This is a genomic window from Streptomyces sp. 13-12-16 (genome assembly GCF_002114215.1).
Classification (GTDB): domain Bacteria; phylum Actinomycetota; class Actinomycetes; order Streptomycetales; family Streptomycetaceae; genus Streptomyces.
This window is the reverse complement of sequence record NZ_NCTE01000569.1, coordinates 13,488-30,985: the sequence shown is the minus strand read 5'-3', so window position 1 is coordinate 30,985 and position 17,498 is coordinate 13,488. Positions and strand designations below refer to the sequence as shown.

Genomic DNA, 17,498 nt, shown 5'->3' with positions numbered 1-17,498 from the left:
CTCAGAACTCGATGCGCTCGCGACGGGTGGCGCGCAGCATGACCACGGACACGATCAGGGTGAGGAGCAGCATGACCACGCCCATGGCGCAGGCGTAGCCGCTCCGGCCGTACACGAGGAAGTTCCGCATCATCACGGTCGACATGACCTCGCTGGCGTGGTCGGGGCCGCCGCCGTAGCCCCGGCCGGAGGTCATGGTGGAGACCAGGATGAACATGTCCATCGCCGCGATGCCGAGGTAGACCCAGGCGGTCTGCACGGAGTCCCACAGCAGCGGCAGGGTGATGCGGAAGAAGGACTGGGCGCGGCCGGCGCCGTCGATCAGCGCGGCCTCGTAGACGTCCCTCGGAATGGACTGCATGGCGGCGGAGAACAGCACCAGGTAGAAACCGACGCCGTGCCAGACGACCACCGCGATGAGCGCCCAGAGCACGAGGTCCGGTTCGTTGAGCCATTCCACCGGGTTGCTCTTGTCGACGAGCCCGAGTTCGATCAGGACACCGTTGAGCATTCCGCCGCCGTCACTGCGGTACACCGCTCCGAAGAGCACCGCCATGATGGCCAGGGACAGCACCTGCGGGAAGAAATAGACGACCCCGTAATACTTTGACCCGGCGACTCCCGAGACGCCTCCGGAACGTCCGCGTCCGCCCGCGTTCAGCATGAAGGCGAAGAACAGCGCGAGCAGAATGGTGATCACCGGGATGAACACCAGGAACAGGATGTTGTGCCAGATGGCACCCATGAAGATGTCGTCCTTGAACAACGCCGTGTAGTTGTCCAGGCCGACGAACTCGAAGGTCTGGGACTGCCCCTTCCAGTCGGTCAGTGAATAACCGAACGTCTGGACGTACGGCCAGATCACGAAGATCAGATAGAGCGCCACGGGAAAGAGGAGAAATCCCGCGACGAACCGGTGCTGCCCTTTGCGCATGACGGTCCTGCCCCTGGGTGTGGCCGCTGCGGGCCGGGTGTGGCCCCGGCCCGCAGTGCGATCGGTCGAGCGAGATCAGTCGCGGCGGTTCTTCTTCGAGTCCGGGTCCTTGGCCTGCTTGTCGACCGCGGCCTGGGCGCGCTTCAGCCACTCCTTCGGCTGGATGCGCTTGGCCATCAGCTCGTTGGAGGCGTTCTCGATGGCGGAGTTCATCTCGCTGTACCACTCGGTGTACAGGTAGCGGAAGGTGTTGTCCCCGGCCGCCTTGGAGGCCTCGACGGTGGACTGGGTGCCCGGCCGGAGCTGGACGCCCGGGTCGACGCCGTCCTTGAGGATGGTCAGCGAGTTCGCCTCCTTGGCGAACAGCGTCGACCACTCCTTGGAGAGCATCCTGCGCATGAACTCCTTGGCCGCGGGGAGGTTCTTGGCCTTGGAGGGGATGATGAAGGGCTCACCGGAGCCGGCCCGGATCGCCTCGAACGGCAGCGCGCTGTCCGCCAGCAGCGGCATCGGCAGGAACTTCATGTCGAAGTCCTCCGGTGTCGTCTTGAGCTGCTCGTTCTCGAGCCAGGAACCGCTGGTGATGAACGCGGCCTTGTACTGGTTCCAGCGGGTCTGCGACTCGGTGTGGGTCAGGCCGTTCGTACCGGGCATCAGATAGCCCTTCTCGACGACCTCGTAGACGGCCTCGATGGCCTCGGTGGCCGCGTCGGAGCCGACGAACGCGTCGGGTTCGAGGTTGTCGATCGCCTTCATGGCGTCCAGGCCGCCCTTCTTGGCGATCAGGTCCATGATGGCGACGTTGATGTAGTACGGGTACTTGCCCTGGTGGGCGAGGCCGCCGATGCCCTGGGCCTTGGCGTCCTTGCAGACGGCGAGGAAGTCGTCCCAGGTTTTGGGCGCCTCCCAGCCCTTCTCCCGGAAGAGCTTGCCGGAGTACCACAGGCCCCACACCGTGTAGATGTAGTTGAGGGCGACGACCTTGCCCTCCTGCATGCCGGCGTCGAGCGTGCCGGGGACGAGGGTGTCGCGGACCTTCTTGGCCGGGTCGTCGACCGAGGGAGCGTCCAGCACTTCGGCGAGGTCGAGGAGCTGACCGTTCTTGGCGAGCACGTCGATCGGGATCTGCTGGTTGCCGGAGTCGTCGACGATGTCCGGCGGGTTCCCGGCGTTGAAGCGGGGCTGGAGCTTGCCCGTGATCTCCTGCGTTCCGGTGTGGACGGAGGTGACGCCCCATTCCTTCTTGAACGCGGCCTCCCACGCCTTGGCGTAGTCGTCGCCGTAACCGCCCTTGAAGATGACGACGTCGAGTTTCGTGCCTTCCTTGACACCGAACGGGTTGGATTCGGAGGTCTTGCCCTCGTTGTCACCGGAGTCGTCGTCGCCCCCGCCCCCGCTGGCACACGCGGACAGGAAGCTCATCGCCGGTACGGAAACCAGGCCGAGCGCGGCGGACCGCTTGATCAGTGCGCGGCGCCCCACGCCGGACGTGCCGTTCTCACCGTGGCCGGTGTTCTGCGCGGAACCGTTCCCGGCAGCGCCGGTGCCGCTGTTCTCGGCGGAAGTGGATCCCATGCTCAAGTCCTCGCCTTCTCCAGGACTCAGGCGGTGAACCGGATCCTCCCCGGCACCGCGTTCGGGTCAAGCTGGGTCGTGCAGGAAGTGCGGCCGTACAGGGTCGGGTGCGGTGAAGATGCCCCGGAGTGCCGACAGGTATAGTCCACTTCCCGCCAACGGATCAAGATCGAATGCAAGGTTCACCTCTGGTCTTTTCCGAGTTGAGACCTCGCGGAAATATCGGCCCCCGGCGCGTTCCCCGACGGAAGAATCATTGCCGTTGGACTGGAATGCCGCATTCAACCCCCTTGACACCACGGGCCACTTGACCCACTACTAGACCTTGCGCATCTCATTGACAACGTTGTCCGGCGCAGGGAGGGTCCTCACTCATGCACAACAGGGTTCGGCACAGATGGGGGTCGGCGGTCGTCGCGGCGACCGCCTTCGCTTTGGCCGCGGGCTCACAGGGCGTCGCGGTGGCGCTGCCCCAGGCACCGCCGAAGGCGGACCGTGCGTTCGCGTCGTCGTTCGAGTCCGGGGATCCCGCCCCGGACTGGCAGAACACCGTCGACACCACGCGGAGCGGCCAGAAGCGCGCCTCGGGTGTGGACGGCGGTTACAGCTCGGGCATTCCGGGCAACGTCACCGACCACGTCACGGACGTCCGCGCCAGCGCGGAGAACACCGGCGGCGGGGAGGTGAAGGAGAACCTCGTCGACGGCGAGCCGAGCAGCAAGTGGCTGGCCTTCGAGTCCACCGGCTGGGTGGAGTTCGACCTGGACGCCCCCGTCAGGGCGGTCCGTTACGCCCTCACGTCCGCCAACGACGCCGCCGAGCGCGACCCGAGGGACTGGACCCTCAAGGGCTCCACCGACGGCGAGGAGTGGAAGACCCTCGACACCCGCTCGGGCGAGACGTTCGCGCAGCGCTTCCAGACCAAGCTCTACGACATCGACGCCGCGGCCGTCGCCGAGTACCGGCACTTCCGGCTGGAGATCACCAGGAACGGCAGCGGCGGCATAGTCCAGCTCGCCGACGTCCAGTTCTCCACCGGCGACGACGAGGCGCCCGTTCCGCAGGACATGCTCTCGCTGGTCGACCGCGGCCCCACCGGCTCGCCGACGGCCAAGGCGGGCGCCGGGTTCACCGGGAAGCGCGCCCTGCGCTACGCCGGCCGGCACACCACCGACGGGCGGGCGTACTCGTACAACAAGGTGTTCGACGTCAACACGAGGGTCGACCGGAACACCGAACTGTCGTACCGCATCTTCCCCTCGATGGCGGACGGCGACCTCGACTACGACTCCACCAACGTCTCCGTCGACCTCGCCTTCACCGACGGCACCTACCTGAGCGACCTGCGCGCCACCGACCAGCACGGCTTCCCCCTCACCCCGCAGGGGCAGGGCGCGTCGAAGATCCTCTACGTCAACCAGTGGAACAACGTGGTCTCCCGGATCGGCTCGGTGGCCGCCGGCAAGACCGTCGACCGCATCCTGGTCGCGTACGACTCCCCCGAGGGCGAGACCAGGTTCCGCGGCTGGCTGGACGACGTGGCGCTCAAGCCGGTCGCGCCCGAGCGGCCGAAGGCCCATCTCTCCGACTACGCGGTGACGACCCGGGGCACCAACTCCAGCGGCGGCTTCTCACGCGGCAACAACTTCCCCGCGACGGCCGTGCCGCACGGGTTCAACTTCTGGACCCCGGTCACCAACGCCGGTTCGCTGAGCTGGCTGTACGACTACGCGCGCGGCAACAACGCGGACAACCTGCCGACGATCCAGGCGTTCAGCGCGAGCCACGAGCCGAGCCCCTGGATGGGCGACCGGCAGACCTTCCAGGTGATGCCGTCCGCCGCCTCCGGCACCCCGGACACCGGCCGTGAGGAGCGCGAACTGGCGTTCCGGCACGAGAACGAGACCGCGCGGCCCTACTACTACGGGGTGCGGTTCGAGAACGGCCTGAAGGCCGAGCTGGCGCCGACCGACCACGCGGCGGCGATGCGCTTCACCTTCCCCGGCGACGACGCGAGCGTGCTGTTCGACAACGTCACCGACCAGGCCGGCCTGACCCTCGACGAGGAGAACGGCACCTTCACCGGCTACTCGGACGTCAAGTCCGGGCTGTCGACGGGCGCGACCCGGCTGTTCGTCTACGGCGAGTTCGACAAGAAGGTCGTCGAGGGCGACGCCAGTGGCGTCAAGGGCTACCTGCGCTTCGACGCCGGCAAGGACCGCACGGTCACGCTGCGCCTGGCCACCTCCCTGATCGGCGTCGACCAGGCGAAGGACAACCTGCGCCAGGAACTGCCCCGCCGCACCTCCTTCGACAAGGTCAAGCGCGACGCCCGGAAGCAGTGGGACAGGATCCTCGGCAAGGTCGAGGTCGAGGGCGCCACGCCCGACCAGCTGACCACGCTCTACTCCAGCCTCTACCGGCTGTACCTGTACCCGAACGCGGGCCACGAGAAGGTCGACGGGAAGTACAAGTACGCCTCTCCCTTCTCGAAGATGGAGGCGGCCGACACCCCGACGCACACCGGCGCGAAGATCGTCGACGGCAAGGTGTACGTCAACAACGGCTTCTGGGACACCTACCGGACCACCTGGCCGGCGTACTCCTTCCTGACCCCGTCCAAGGCCGGTGAGCTGGTCGACGGGTTCGTGCAGCACTACAAGGACGGCGGCTGGACCTCCCGCTGGTCCTCCCCCGGCTACGCCGACCTGATGACCGGCACCTCCTCGGACGTCGCGTTCGCGGACGCGTACGTCAAGGGCGTGGACTTCGACGCGGAGGCCGCGTACGACGCGGCGGTGAAGAACGCCACCGTCGTACCACCGTCCTCCGGTGTGGGCCGCAAGGGCATGGCCACCTCGCCGTTCCTCGGCTACACCAGCACCGACACCCACGAGGGCCTGTCGTGGGCGCTGGAGGGCTACCTCAACGACTACGGCATCGCGAAGATGGGCGAGGCCCTCTACAGGAAGACGGGCGAGAAGCGCTACCGGGAGGAGTCGGCGTACTTCCTCGACCGCGCCCAGCACTACGTCAACATGTTCGACTCCGAGGCCGGCTTCTTCCAGGGCAGGAACGCCGAGGGCGACTGGCGGGTCGAGTCCTCGAAGTACGACCCGCGCGTGTGGGGTCACGACTACACCGAGACCAACGGCTGGGGCTACGCCTTCACCGCCCCGCAGGACAGCCGCGGCCTGGCCAACCTGTACGGCGGCCGGGACGGCCTCGGCGACAAGCTCGACGAGTACCTCTCCACCCCCGAGACGGCCTCCCCCGAGTTCAAGGGCTCCTACGGCGGCGTCATCCACGAGATGACCGAGGCGCGGGACGTCCGGATGGGCATGTACGGCCACTCCAACCAGGTCGCCCACCACGCCCTGTACATGTACGACGCGGCCGGGCAGCCCTGGAAGACCCAGAAGAACGTGCGCGAGGTGCTGTCCCGCCTCTACACCGGCAGCGAGATCGGCCAGGGCTACCACGGCGACGAGGACAACGGCGAGCAGTCGGCCTGGTACCTCTTCTCCTCGCTCGGCTTCTACCCGCTGGTGATGGGCAGCGGCGAGTACGCCATCGGCTCCCCGCTGTTCAAGAAGGTCACCGTGCACCTGGAGAACGGCCGTGAGCTGGTCGTCAAGGCGCCGGGGAACAGCGCGCGGAACGTCTACGTGCAGGGCCTGAAGGTCAACGGCAAGCGCTGGAACTCCACTTCGCTGCCGCACTCGCTGATATCCAAGGGCGGTGTGCTGGAGTTCGACATGGGCCCGCGTCCGTCGTCGTGGGGCACCGGCGAGAACGCGGCGCCCGTGTCGATCACGAAGGACGACGAGGTGCCCGCGCCCCGCGAGGACGCGCTGAAGGGCGAGGGCGCCCTGTTCGACGACACGTCGGCGACCGGCGCCACGGTGTCCACCGTGGAACTGCCCGTCACCGGGGACACCGAGGCGGTGCAGTACACGCTGACCTCCGCGGACCGCGCCAAGGCGCCCACGGGCTGGGTGCTCCAGGGTTCGGCCGACGGCACGACGTGGACGGACCTCGACGAGCGGACGGACGAGTCCTTCCGCTGGGACCGCCAGACACGCGCCTTCTCGGTCGACCGGCCGAAGGCCTACGGCCACTACCGGCTGGTGCTGACCGGTGAGGCGACGCTGACGGAGGTGGAACTGCTGAGCTGAGCCGACCTCCGCTCACATGGCGGGTCCGGACCTCGTCCGGGCCCGCCTTCTCCCTGGATTCCCGCAGGCCCACGGGTACCTCTCAGGTCACTGGTGCACCAGAATGGGGGCCGCCCCCGGTGCTCTCCGAGCGGCGCTTCCACGGCAAGGGGGAGAAGACGGACATGGCCCCGCCCCGCACCCCGAAGATCCCCTACGGCGGCGACTACAACCCCGAGCAGTGGCCCGAGGAGGTGTGGGACGAGGACCACCGGCTGTTCACCCGGGCGGGCATCGACACCCTCACCGTCGGCGTCTTCTCCTGGTCCCTCACCCAACCCGCCGAGGGCCGCTACGACTTCACCGTCCTGGACCGCGTCCTCGACCGCGCCGCCGCCGAGGGCCGCCGGGTCTGCCTCGCCACCGGCACCGCCGCCCTCCCGCCCTGGCTGGCGAAGCGCCACCCGGAGGTCAACCGCACCGACTTCGAGGGCCGCCGCCACCGCTACGGCCAGCGCCACAACTTCTGCCCCGGCTCACCGGCGTACAAGCGCGCCGCCACGGCCCTGGCCGGCCGCCTCGCCGAACGGTATGCGGGCCACCCCGCCGTACTCGCCTGGCACGTCAACAACGAGTACGGCGGCGCCTGTTACTGCGACCTGTGCGCCGACGCCTTCCGCACCTGGCTGCGCGAGCGCCACGGCACCCTGGACGCCCTCAACGACGCCTGGTGGACGACGTTCTGGTCGCACCGCTACACCGACTGGGACCAGATCGAGCCGCCCAGCGCCCTCACCGAGCACTGGCGCGGCCCCGACCACACCGCCTTCCAGGGCATCACCCTGGACCACCACCGCTTCACCACGGACGCCCTGCTCGGCTGCTTCCTCGCCGAGAAGGAGGCGATCCGCGCCCATGACCCGGACACGCCCGTCACCACCAACTTCATGGGCCTGTTCCGCCCGCTCGACTACCACCGCTGGGCGCCCCACCTCGACTTCGCCTCCTGGGACAGCTACCCGCCGCTGGACGCCCCGCCCACCGTCGCCGCCCTCGCCCACGACCTGATGCGCGGCCTCAAGGGCGGCGCCCCCTTCTGGCTGATGGAGCAGACCCCGTCCACCACCGCCTGCCGCGACGTCAACCCGCTGCGCCGCCCCGGCGAACTGCGCCTGGCCACGTACCAGGCCATCGCCCACGGCGCGGACGCCGCCCTCTACTTCCAGATGCGCGCCTCACGCGGCGCCTGCGAGAAGTACCACGGCGCGGTCATCGGCCACGTCGGCCGCGACGACACCCGCGTCTTCCGGGAGGTCGCCGAGGTGGGGGCGGAGCTGGAGACCCTGGGCGGCGCGACGCTCGGCGCCCGCACCCCCGCCCGCACCGCCCTCCTCTTCGACTGGGACAGCTGGTGGGCCCTGGAGATGTCCGACGGCCCCTCCCGGCTGGTCCGCTACCAGGAGGTGGCGCACGCCTACTACCGGGCCGCCCGCCGGGCCGGCGCCGACGTGGACGTCGTCCCGGTCACCGCCGACCTCACCCCGTACGACGTGGTCCTCGCCCCCGTGCTGCACATGGTCAAGGGCGACCTGGCGGCCCGCCTGGAGGCCGTCACCGCGCGGGGCGGGACCGTGCTGGCGACGTTCCTCTCCGGCCGCGTCGACGAGCACGACCGGGCCTTCCTCACCGACGTGCCGGGACCGCTCGCCCCGCTGATGGGCATCCGGATCGACGAATGGGACGCGCGTCAGGAGGAGGTCGTGAACCCCGTCCACCTGGGCGACCTCACCGCCGACGCCCGCCTGGTCTTCGAGATCGTGCAGCCGCGCGGCGCGGAACCGGTCGGCACCTACGGCGCCGACTTCTACGCCGGAACCCCGGCCGTCACCCGCCACCGCGTCGGCGAGGGCGAGGCGTGGTACGTCGCCACGGCCCTCGACCAGCCGGGCGTCGACCACGTGGTCCGCCGGATCCTCGCCCGCCACGGCCTCGTCGGCCCCTACGCCGGCCACACCGCCGTCGAGACCGCGACCCGCGTCGCCCCCGACGGCACCCGCCTGTTCTTCCTCCTCAACCACGCACCGGAACCGGCCCGCCTGACGGCCCACGCCCCCGCCACCGACCTGCTCACCGGCGAACACACCAAGCGGGACGAGCCGTTCACCCTCGACCCGCTCGGCGTGGCGGTCCTGCGCCTTCAGTAGACGGTCCGCCCCCGCTCGTCCGGCACCCCGGACTTGCGCAGGAAGTAGCTGTTGACATGGTCGCGCCACTCACGGGCGCTGCGCAGCTGCTCCTCGAACCGCTCGGCCACGCGCGCGTGACGTGCCGGTTCCACCAGGTCCGCGAGGCCCGCCCACACCCGGCGGGCCTCCTCGGCCTCCTCGACACCCTCGAAGTGCGTGTCGTAGACGTGCTGGATCACCGTCCTGCCGCTGTGCAGCACATGGCCGTACGGCACATGGTGGAAGAACAGCAGCAGCTCGTCGGGGCAGGTCTGCGGCGACTCGTACACCTCGGCCCACGGCTTGGCGTACTGACCGGCGTACCCGGTACCGGTCGCCGTGGTGCGGTCGACGCCGACGCCGTCCCGGTCGGCGAAGTGGTAGGTGCCCCAGGGGCTGTACTCGTAGCCGTCGACGCTCGGCCCGTAGTGGTGTCCCGGCTGCACCATGAATCCCACGCCGAGCGGCGCGGTGTACTTCTCGTACGTCGACCAGGAGCCGTCGAGCACCGAGTGCAGCCCTTCGACCAGCCGCTCCTCCGCCCCCGGATGGGTCAGCGCGATCCACTCGCCGAGGACCGCCCGCGGATCAGCCGCCGGGTCCCAGGCCAGCCGCCCGAAGGTGTAGAGGTTGGCCTGGGCGAGCGGGTGTCCGGTCCAGAACGGGTCGTCGCCGGCGTTCGACACGGCCACCAGCCCGTCCGCCAGCCGCCCGGTGCTCACCTCGCCGTCCGGCCGGAACCGCAGCACCTCGCTCCACATCGGACCCAGCCAGCACGCGTGCCGCTGCTGTCCCGTGTACTCCTGCGTGACCTGGAGCTCCACCGCGAGCCGCGTGTCCGGCATGGCGCCGATCAGCGGGGAGACCGGCTCGCGCACCTGGAAGTCCATCGGCCCGTGCTTGACCTGGAGCACCGCGTTCGCCGCGAACTCCCCGTCCAGCGGGGTGAAGTGGTCGTAGGCGGCCCGCGCCCGGTCGGTGCTCCGGTCCCGCCAGTCCTGGTGGTGGTCGTAGACGAAGGCCCGCCAGTGCACCGTGCCGCCGTACGGTTCCAGCGCGGCGGCCAGCATGTTCGCGCCGTCGGCGTGCGAGCGGCCGTACGCGAACGGGCCGGGTCGGCCCTCCGAGTCGGCCTTCACGACGTACCCGCCGAAGTCGCCGACCTCCTCGTACACCCGCCGGGTCGCCTCCGCCCACCAGCCGCGCACCGCCTCGTCCAGCGGGTCGGCGGTGGGCAACCCGCCCAGCACCATCGGCGCGGCGAAGGTGACCGACAGGTGGGTGCGGATGCCGTACGGACGCAGCACGTCGGCGATCGCGGCCACGTCACCGATCCGGTCGGTGAGCAGACGCGCCTCGGTCGCGTGCACGTTGACGTTGTTGACGGCGACGGCGTTGACCCCGCAGGCCGCGAGCAGCCTGCCGTACGCCCGCACCCGGTCGAGGTCCCCGCGGGCCCGGCCGTCGGCCCAGAACAGCGAACCGCCCGCGTAGCCGCGCTCGACCTGGCCCATGACCGGGTGCACGGCCACGTTGTCCCAGTGGTCCAGCATGCGCGAGGCGTACGCCGGACGGTGCTCCTCGCGGGCCCGCTCACCGGCGAAGGCGTCCTCTCCGAGCCGTACGACGTGGAACAGGCCGTACAGCAGCCCGCGTCCGCCGGACGCGGTGACGGTCGTGACGCCGTCCCGTCGCGTGAGCGCGAATCCCTCGTCTCCGAGATCACCGCCGGCCAGTTCGAGCACCAGCTCGGCGTCCTCGCCGCCGTCCCGCACGACCCGCCCGCCGAACCGCGCGCAGGCGTCGGCCAGTTCGCCGTACACCGTCTCCGCCGGAGGCCCGGCGTCGGCGGCGCGCACCAGCGAACGCCGGCTGCCGACCGCCCGGAACGCGGCCGGCGGCAGCCAGGCCGCGTCGAAGTACCCCGAGTACGTCATCTTGATTCCTTCGGAGACGGTGTGGGACCTCGACGGGAGTCCTCCCGGACGGGGCGGTCGTCGGTGAAGCGGGGACCCCGGTGGGCGACCGCCGGGATTCCCCTTCTTCGGGCGGGGGAGGAAGTCATGCGGTGAAGTCCTCCCGGGTCTCGGCGATCACCGGGCGGCTGCTGTGCAGCAGGGACAGCAGCAGGGGGGCGGCGAGCAGGGCGGGCAGGGCCTCGGTGAACAGGGCGGTGCCGACGGCCGTCAGGATCAGCAGCGAGAGGGCGCCGAGGGTGGCGCGGGGGTGCCGCAGCAGGAAGTAGGCGGCGAGGCGGGCGGTGTCGCGGGTGCGGAAGGAGAACAGGGTGGTGAGGACCAGGGCGTGCGCGCCCCACAGGAGGGAGCCCGTGCCGATCAGCGCGAGGAGCGCCGCCCACCAGCCGGGGAGTCCGGTGGCGGAGAAGTGGGTGAGGGTGAAGGCGATCACCGTGAGCCAGGCGAGCAGCGGCGCCCACAGCCTCAGCACGGGCAGGGCGCCCAGTCGCCAGCCGCGCAGGAAGGCACGGGCCGGGTGGAGGTCGGTGAGGTCGCGGCTGCGGTGGTGCAGGGCGTGGAGGGCGGCGGAGGCGGCCGGGCCCAGGGGCAGCAGGCAGAGGGCGGCGAGGGGGAGGTTGGCGGGGTCGGGTGCGAGGAGGAAGAGGCCGGCGAGGCCCGGCGCCGCGGTGAGCAGCAGCAGGGCCTCGACGGTGACGAGCGTGTGGATCAGCGCTGCGGCCCGGGAGAGCGTCCCGGTGCCGAACGCGTCGGCCCGTACGGTGCTCACGGCACCTCCCGGCCGAGCAGCCGCCGCTCGTCCCACCAGGGCGGGGTCTCGTCGTCGACCGGGGTCAGCTCGACGAGGGTGATCTCGTGGCGGGTCAGGGTGAGGTCGAGGCCGGCGCGGCCGTCCTCGATGGGCAGCCGGTGGTGGGCGCGGGCGGGCTCGGACGCCTCGTGCAGGACGTCGAGCTGTCCGGGCCTCGGGGAACGGGGGCCGCCCATGTGCCGCCAGGCGGTGTACGCGTTGCCGCGCTCCTCGTCGACCGAGGAGCGGCGGACGAACGCCGTACCGTGCGGGGCGGTGCCGACCGGCAGGGACAGCCGCAGGGTGTGCCGGTCCGGGCCGGGCGTCCGTCCCGTCGGGTCGACGGGGGCCCAGGCGAGGACGGTGACCCGGCCGTCGGCGTGCCGGGTCACCAGGTGGTCGTCGCCCCGCGCCAGCCGCTCCTCCCCCATGCGGGCCATGAAGGCGTACAGGTGGTAGGTCGGCTTGCGCAGTTGGCGGTGGGTGAGCAGGCCGAAGCCCCCGTGGAAGAGCGCGGTCGGGATGCCGGTCTCCTCGAAGACGTCGCTGAACGTCCAGTACGAGAAGGAGTCGGCGTGGTCGCCGCCGGCCGCCACGACCGGGGCCATGTACGCGGCGTGGAAGGCGGTGTCGTGGACGGGGTTGTCGGGGCGGTAGGAGGAGTTGAACTCGGTGATGTGGACGGGCAGGCCCTCCAGCCGGGTGCCCTCGAGGGACCGGCGCGGCTCGGCGAACTGGTCCAGGAGGTCGCTCGCCGGGGCGAGCGTCTGGTGGACGCCGAACGGGACGTGCTGGGCGGGTCCGGAGGTGTAGGCGTGCCGGGAGACGAAGTCGACGGGCACGTCCCGGCGTTCGGCGAACTCGGCGAACCGCTCCATCCAGCCGTCGGCGCCGGGCGAGACCGCCGGACCGCCCACCTTCAGTCCGGCGTCCACCTCCTTCACGGCGTGCGCGGTCGCCTCGTACAGCTGGTGGTACGCCTGTTCGTCGGCGTTCGGCCAGAAGGCGGGCAGATTGGGCTCGTTCCACACCTCGACGGGCCAGGTGCGCACCTCGTCGGCGCCGTAGCGGTCGACGAGGTGGGCGAGGGTGGCGCGGACCAGGTCCGTCCACTCCTTCTCGTCGGCGGGCGGGGTGACGTTGCCCTTCCACCAGAAGACCGTCTGCTCCCCCGAGGCCAGTGCGGACGGCATGAAGCCGAGTTCGAGGAAGGGGCGGATGCCCAGGCCGAGGCAGGCGTCGAGCACCTGGTCGAGGTAGGTGAACGAGTGGTGGGTGCGGCGGGCGCCCTGCCACTCGTAGGGGCGGTGGATGCCCAGGCCGTCGCTGAGCAGGCCGTGACCGCGCAGGTACCGGAAGCCGATGTCGCGCTGGAGCAGGGCGAGGGAGTCCTGGTAGTCGCGGCGCAGGGCAAGGTCGAGGCGGCCGGTGCCGACGCAGGCCCGCCAGGCGTCGGACAGCCGGCCGTCCGGCGCGTCGGGGACGCGGATCACGCGTTCTCCTTCTTGAACCGCTCGTAGGCCTGGTTGTGCAGGTCGATGAACCGGTCCATGTTCTTGGCCTTCAGCTCCTTGACGTAGTCGTCCCACTCGGAGAGCGGGCGCTTGCCGAGGACGAACTGGAGGGCGTTCTGGGTGACGTGGTCCTTCAGCGGGGTGTCCCAGAGGGTGGCCTGCTCCTGCTCCTCGGCGCGCAGCGGGTGCGGCGGGTCGGTGGGCAGCTGCTCGCGGGACGCCATGGCGTCGGTGAACTTCTTCTCGTCGGGGCTGAAGGAGGACGAGACCAGGGCCCAGCTGCCGCCGTAGGCGAAGACGCCGTTGTAGAAGCCGAAGTCCTTCTGGAGGTCCTTGGGGGCGTCCGGGTCGGAGCCCATGAGGCTGATGCCGGGCTTGAGTTCGTACTTCCCGGGTCCGGAGCGGGTGAAGGTGGTGTTCTCCACGCCCCACTTGCAGAGCTCCTGGCCGGCGTCGGAGTACCAGAGCCAGTCCACGAACTGCATCAGGGCGACGAAGTCGTCGCCGTCCAGGGCCTTGCTGGAGATCATCATGCCGTTCTCCAGGCGGGCACCGCCCAGGACCACCGGCCCGGCGGGGCCGATCGGCACCGGGATCATCTCGATGGTGGCGCCCTTGACCTGCTTCTCCAGGTTGTAGCGGTAGTTCTGCACCAGCTCCTGCGGGTTGGCGCTGATCGCGAAGGACTTCTCCGCCAGCAGCTTCCTGACCGCCTCGTCGTCGGTCTGGGTGAAGCTCTCGGGGTCCATCAGCTTCTCGGCGACCAGCTTGCGCAGGTACTCGACGACCTGGCGGAAGGCGTCCGTGGCGCCGGTGAAGGCGAACCTCTGCGCCTTGGCGTCCCAGCTGGTGTTCAGGTACGACCAGCCGGCCCGGACGCCGTACGCCTGGCCGAGGTACTGGAACAGGGCACCGGCGGGGAAGGGGGTGTTGGTGCTCCAGCGGTCGGTGAACGGGTAGCGGTCGGGGTACTCCTCCTTGAGCGCCTTGAAGGTCGTGTACACCTCGTCCCAGGTGGTGGGCAGGCTCAGGCCGTGTTTGTCCAGGACGTCGGTGCGGAAGGACAGCGAGTAGCCCTGCTTGACCTTCTCGTGCAGTCCGGGCAGCAGGTAGTAGCGGCCGTCGGACTGGCGCAGCGAGTCGACCTCCGGCTGGAGGTTCCATCTCTTGACCTTGTCCTGGAAGTTGGGCATCAGGTCCACGTAGTCGCTGACCGGGATGATCGCGCCCGAGGAGACGAACGCGGTCTCCGCGCCCGGGTAGGTCTTGGGGATGAGGAGCGGGGCGTCGCCCGCGCCGATGAGCAGGCTGCGCTTCTTCTCGTAGTCGCTCAGCGGGACCGGGGTGGCCTTGAGGGTGACGCCGGTGCGCCGGGTGACCTCCTTCCAGAACAGCCAGTCGCCCTTCATCGGGTAGCCGGGGTTGTTGTTGTGCAGGACGGAGAAGGACAGCGGCTCGGTGGCCTTGAACTGCTCGCCGGCCCGGTACTGCTTCATGGCGCCGTCGCGCTTCTTCGACAGGTCCTTGGCGCCGTCACCGCCGTCACCGCCGCTGCCGCAGCCGGTGAGGGCGGCGAGGCCGATGAATCCTGCGGCGCCGAGGATCTGACGCCGGGACAGCTGTCCGGTGTTCTTCACGGGTGACTCCCTTGGTACGTCGGCGGGTTGGAGAGGGGGAAGGAGGGGTGCGGTGGTCAGCCCTTGACCGCGCCGAGCATCACGCCCGAGACGAAGTAGCGCTGCACGAACGGGTAGAGGCAGAGGATCGGCAGCGAGGTGAGCACGATCGTGACCGACTGGATGTTCGCGTTGACCTGGGTGAGCTGCTCGGTGGCCGCGCCGGCGCCGGTGCCTCCCGTGGCACCCGCGAGCAGGTTGCGCAGATAGACCGTGACCGGCATCAACTCGGTGCGGTCCATGTAGAGGAACGCCGAGAACCAGGAGTTCCAGAAGGACACCGCGTAGAAGAGGATCATGGTCGCGACGACCGCCTTCGACAGCGGCAGCACGATCCGCAGCAGGATGCCGTACGTACTGAGGCCGTCGATCTGCGCGGCCTCCTCCAGCTCCGACGGCAGGCTCTCGAAGAAGGCCTTCATCACCAGCAGGTTGAAGACGCTGATCGCGTTCGGCAGGGCGATCGCCCACACGCTGTTCTTCAGGCCGAGGCTGGTGATCAGGACGTAGTTGGGGATCAGTCCGCCGGTGAAGAACATGGTGAAGACGGCGATCCCGACCAGGGCGCCGCGCCCCTTGAGGTTCTTCTTCGACAGGACGTAGGCGTAGCAGGTGGTCAGCACCATGGCGACGGCGGTGGAGACCACCGTGTAGAAGACGGTGTTGCCGTAGTTGCGCCAGAACATCGAGTCGTTGAAGACGATCTCGTACGTGGTGAGGTTGAAGCCCTTGGGCCACAGCGTCACCTCACCGGCGCGGATGTGCCGCTCCCCGCTGAACGAGCGGGCGACGATGTTGACGAAGGGGTACAGCGTCACCAGCACGACGAGGGTGAGGATCACGCCGTTGACACCCTGGAAGACGCGGTGGCCGCGGGTCGGCCGGTCGACGCTCACCACAGGCTCGTCCCCACGGTACGGCGCGACAGCTGGTTGGCCGAGGTGATGAGCACCAGGCCGATGACCGCCTCGAACAGGCCGATCGCGGCGGCGTAGCTGAAGCTGTTGGACTCCACACCGGTCCGGTAGAGGTAGGTGGAGATCACGTCGGCGGTGGGATATGTCAGCGGGTTGTAGAGCAACAGGACCTTCTCGAAACCGACGGCCATGAACGTGCCGATGTTGAGGATCAGCAGCGTGATCATGGTGGGGCGGATGCCGGGCAGGGTGACGTGCCAGATCTGCTGCCAGCGGTTGGCGCCGTCGATGCGGGCGGCCTCGTACAGGTCCTCGTCGATGGTGGTGAGCGCGGCGAGGTAGAGGATCGTGCCCCAGCCGGCGGTCTGCCAGATCTCCGAGCCGACGTAGATGGTGCGGAACCAGTCGGGTTCCTGGATGAACCGGATCGGGTCGTGCCCGAACCAGCCCAGGACGTGGTTGATCGGACCGTCCGTGGCGAGCATCTGCAGCGTGATGCCGGCGACGATCACGATCGACAGGAAGTGCGGCAGGTACGACACCGACTGCACGAACCGCTTCAGGGAGTTCCTGCGCACCTCGTTCAGCAGCAGGGCGAGGACGATCGGGATCGGGAAGCAGAAGACGAGCGTGAGCCCGCCCATCCACAGGGTGTTCCTGAACACCTGCCAGAAGGTCGGGTCGGACAGGAACATCTCGACGTAGCGCAGTCCCACCCAGTACTCGCCGAAGACCGAACCGCCCGGCTCGAACCGGCGGAACGCGATCACGTTGCCGATCATCGGCAGATAGCGGAACACCAGGAAGAACAGCAGCGGCAGCACGGCCAGCGAGTACAACTGCCAGTCCTTGCGCAGTGCGCGCCGCCAGCCGGTGCGCGCGGGTGAGCGCGTGCGCCGTGGGGGTTTCTTCGTCGGCGGCGGGTCCTGAGTGCCCGGCGGTGGAGCCGACGTGGTGGAGGTGCTCATTGCTCGGGCCTCCCGTACGTAGGGGCGTGAGACCGAAAATTTCGCGCCCTTACCGGTAACTGCGCGGCAACCTATGAGCAGTGGTAAGCGGTGTCAATGGGTGGTGCGTGCCGGAAGTTCAAGAGGTCGCGACGGCGACGGATCCGGTACGCACGGCTGTGGAAACGGGTTTTGATCTGTTAGCGTCCCCAAAACTTTCCGACGCACGGCCGAAACGATCGGCCGTGCTGCCCGTTCGACTCCGCTTCGACTCTGCGAGGTGCCCCGTGCCCGCGTTCGACCTGTCCCCGGCTGAACTGGAGCGCCACCGCCCGGAGATCGAGGAGCCGGCCGACTTCGACGCGTTCTGGGAGCGGACGCTGAAGGAGGCGTCGGCCGAGGGGGATCCGCTGGTCTCGGTACGGCCGGCGGAGAACGGACTGCGGCTCACCGAGACCTGGGACGTGACGTTCCGCGGCTTCGCCGGCGACCCGGTGCGCGCCTGGTTCAGCCTCCCCGCGAACGTGGCCGAACCCCTTCCGGTAGTGGTGGAGTTCGCGGGTTACGGACGCGGACGCGGCCTGCCGCACGAGCGGCTCACCTGGGTGAACGCCGGGTACGCGCATCTGCTGATGGACAACCGCGGCCAGGGCGACCAGTACGGCTGCGGCGGAGACACCCCCGACCCGCACGCCCTGGCACCCGGCGGCCCCGGCCCGGCGGTCCGCGGTCTGCTCGACCCGGGGGACTACCACTACCGCCGGCTGATCACGGACGCGGTGCGCGC

Annotated in this window: 11 protein-coding genes; 3 read left to right on the top strand and 8 right to left on the bottom strand. The window is 69.5% G+C overall.

Annotated features, from left to right (window positions below; translation table 11 throughout):
* Position 1: 1 nt before the first annotated feature.
* Both B7767_RS22875 and ngcE read right to left on the bottom strand, forming a co-directional pair.
* Positions 2 to 934, bottom strand: coding sequence for a carbohydrate ABC transporter permease (locus tag B7767_RS22875; protein ID WP_085573840.1), 933 nt, complete (start codon positions 932 to 934; stop codon positions 2 to 4).
* Positions 935 to 1,009: 75 nt separating this feature from the next.
* On the bottom strand, positions 1,010 to 2,509 hold the full coding sequence (ngcE, locus tag B7767_RS22870; RefSeq protein WP_085573839.1) for an N-acetylglucosamine/diacetylchitobiose ABC transporter substrate-binding protein: 1,500 nt from the start codon (positions 2,507 to 2,509) through the stop codon (positions 1,010 to 1,012).
* 374 nt (positions 2,510 to 2,883) lie between these two features.
* Between ngcE and B7767_RS22865 the strand changes: the two genes are divergently transcribed.
* Complete coding sequence (locus tag B7767_RS22865; RefSeq protein WP_085573838.1) at positions 2,884 to 6,687, top strand: GH92 family glycosyl hydrolase; 3,804 nt, start codon at positions 2,884 to 2,886, stop codon at positions 6,685 to 6,687.
* Positions 6,688 to 6,851: 164 nt separating this feature from the next.
* On the top strand, positions 6,852 to 8,870 hold the full coding sequence (locus tag B7767_RS22860; RefSeq protein WP_085573850.1) for a beta-galactosidase: 2,019 nt from the start codon (positions 6,852 to 6,854) through the stop codon (positions 8,868 to 8,870).
* On the opposite strand, the gene B7767_RS22855 is transcribed toward B7767_RS22860, so the two are convergent.
* The 6 genes from B7767_RS22855 to B7767_RS22830 form a co-directional block, all read right to left on the bottom strand.
* Positions 8,864 to 10,828, bottom strand: coding sequence for an alpha-glucuronidase (locus B7767_RS22855; protein WP_085573837.1), 1,965 nt, complete (start codon positions 10,826 to 10,828; stop codon positions 8,864 to 8,866). The two genes, B7767_RS22860 and B7767_RS22855, sit on opposite strands and share 7 nt — an antisense overlap.
* A gap of 124 nt (positions 10,829 to 10,952) precedes the next feature.
* Positions 10,953 to 11,636, bottom strand: coding sequence for a hypothetical protein (locus tag B7767_RS22850; RefSeq protein ID WP_085573836.1), 684 nt, complete (start codon positions 11,634 to 11,636; stop codon positions 10,953 to 10,955).
* Positions 11,633 to 13,150 (bottom strand): xylan 1,4-beta-xylosidase, encoded by a 1,518-nt coding sequence (locus B7767_RS22845; protein WP_085573835.1) that lies wholly within the window; start codon positions 13,148 to 13,150, stop codon positions 11,633 to 11,635. Before B7767_RS22845 ends, B7767_RS22850 begins: the two co-directional genes overlap by 4 nt.
* Positions 13,147 to 14,808, bottom strand: a complete 1,662-nt coding sequence (locus B7767_RS22840; RefSeq protein WP_085573834.1) for an extracellular solute-binding protein — start codon at positions 14,806 to 14,808, stop codon at positions 13,147 to 13,149. The genes B7767_RS22845 and B7767_RS22840 overlap by 4 nt, the downstream gene beginning before the upstream one ends.
* Before the next feature lie 56 nt (positions 14,809 to 14,864).
* Complete coding sequence (locus B7767_RS22835) at positions 14,865 to 15,746, bottom strand: carbohydrate ABC transporter permease (protein WP_085573833.1); 882 nt, start codon at positions 15,744 to 15,746, stop codon at positions 14,865 to 14,867.
* A complete protein-coding gene (locus B7767_RS22830; RefSeq protein WP_085573832.1) occupies positions 15,740 to 16,732 on the bottom strand; it encodes a sugar ABC transporter permease in 993 nt (330 codons plus the stop codon). Before B7767_RS22830 ends, B7767_RS22835 begins: the two co-directional genes overlap by 7 nt.
* Before the next feature lie 266 nt (positions 16,733 to 16,998).
* On the opposite strand from B7767_RS22830, the gene B7767_RS22825 reads away from it, so the two are divergent.
* On the top strand, positions 16,999 to 17,498 hold a 500-nt coding region (locus tag B7767_RS22825), incomplete at its 3' end, for an acetylxylan esterase (RefSeq protein ID WP_143652595.1).

What these genes read in the sequence shown, in the direction of transcription:
- B7767_RS22875 (WP_085573840.1), bottom strand. Translation starts at nt 934, where the DNA reads ATGCGCAAAGGGCAGCACCGGTTCGTCGCGGGATTTCTCCTCTTTCCC.
- ngcE (WP_085573839.1), bottom strand. Translation starts at nt 2,509, where the DNA reads ATGGGATCCACTTCCGCCGAGAACAGCGGCACCGGCGCTGCCGGGAAC.
- B7767_RS22865 (WP_085573838.1), top strand. Translation starts at nt 2,884, where the DNA reads ATGCACAACAGGGTTCGGCACAGATGGGGGTCGGCGGTCGTCGCGGCG.
- B7767_RS22860 (WP_085573850.1), top strand. Translation starts at nt 6,852, where the DNA reads ATGGCCCCGCCCCGCACCCCGAAGATCCCCTACGGCGGCGACTACAAC.
- B7767_RS22855 (WP_085573837.1), bottom strand. Translation starts at nt 10,828, where the DNA reads ATGACGTACTCGGGGTACTTCGACGCGGCCTGGCTGCCGCCGGCCGCG.
- B7767_RS22830 (WP_085573832.1), bottom strand. Translation starts at nt 16,732, where the DNA reads ATGAGCACCTCCACCACGTCGGCTCCACCGCCGGGCACTCAGGACCCG.